The following is a 1,223-nucleotide window of genomic DNA, read 5'->3' on the forward strand; positions in this document are numbered from 1 at the left end:
CCAGAACACCTGGAGAAGATCCGGTCTCACAAAGATCGAGTAGCCCGTCATATCAACACCCATCTACTAAGTGTTGCAATCACCGCAAGAACCCAAGGAACCCTCAGCGAGGACCTCCCAGATGCAGCAACCCCAAGCCTAGGGTCAATTGAACCGTCAGCAGACCCGACAACGACACGTCGAATGCACCATTGCTTTTTTGGACGTGCCCCAAAATTAGGGTGTCATAAGGGTATGGGGCCTTTCATCGTTACGCTGACCATCACGTTCGGAACCTGTTTGTGGCTGCTCGCTTGTCGAGAGAGACGCAGAGCCAACCCGAATGACAGAATCCCGTACTTCGGTGCCCCTCCAAAGAGCGAGGGACGCGCCTGGTTCTATCTCCTGCTCGGTGGAGGCGCCATAGGGGGCACTGCTGCATACTTGGCGACTCAGTCGATGTACTGGGTCGGATTCCTTGTGCTCGCGTTGGCGATAGCGTCTTACTTAGCTCTTATCTACAAGCACAACTCTGAGCTGAATAACCAGACGGCTCATTAGTCCTCTAGGGGCGCTCTTCTTAGCGATCGCAGTGAGTCCTCACGGAAACCGGAGACTCATCACTGGGTAGGCACACGACCCGCCTGAGATTAGAAAAAGGAACGATAGCGGAGGGTTGAACGGTCGTCGTGGTGAGCCCACGATCTTCATGGAGCAGGCCGATGTGCACGAATTAAAAAGGCTTCGAGCAATCCCCGCCCTCCTTCGCAACTACACCTTCCGGAAAGAAGCGAAGAACGACTCGTTGTCGTTGGGGTTCGTTCCTAGAATTCTGACGAGCGGAGTCTTTCGAGGAGTCTCAAAGGAACCAACGGATTCGTTATCAGTCTCAACGAAGACTTCCACGACCTGACCCTCCGAGACGTGGTCGTCCACCCACGCGAGGACTTCTCTGATGTCTTCGGCCTCTTCCAAGACGTATGCCTCTAAAGCCCAAGAGTCATTGGCGGTGGTGGGCCGGTGCCAGATGTCGATTCGGTAGGTCGGTGACCTCTGATCCCACAGAGGTTCTGAGTGCACCGTCGGAGTGGCTCGCATTGCGCCATGCTATCCAAGTAGCGGAAATAGCCTGCCCGTAAGCCGGGCGGCGGATTCTGGCGGTCATTGCAACAGGAGGTCTTCGATCAGTTCGATCGGCTTCTGAAAACCTAGTCTTTTCCGTGGTCGATCATTGAGTTCCTGGG

The 1,223-nt window shown here is 54.9% G+C and carries 1 protein-coding gene; it reads right to left on the bottom strand.

All coding sequences use genetic code 11. The annotated features are described in order from the left end of the window. Window positions 1-750 precede the first annotated feature (750 nt). Window positions 751-954, bottom strand: a complete 204-nt coding sequence (locus tag I2487_RS14865; protein ID WP_207172902.1) for a hypothetical protein — start codon at window positions 952-954, stop codon at window positions 751-753. Between the last annotated feature and the right edge of the window lie 269 nt (window positions 955-1,223).

Source organism: Nesterenkonia sp. E16_10 (assembly GCF_017347085.1).
In the GTDB taxonomy this organism is placed as follows: Bacteria; Actinomycetota; Actinomycetes; order Actinomycetales; family Micrococcaceae; genus Nesterenkonia.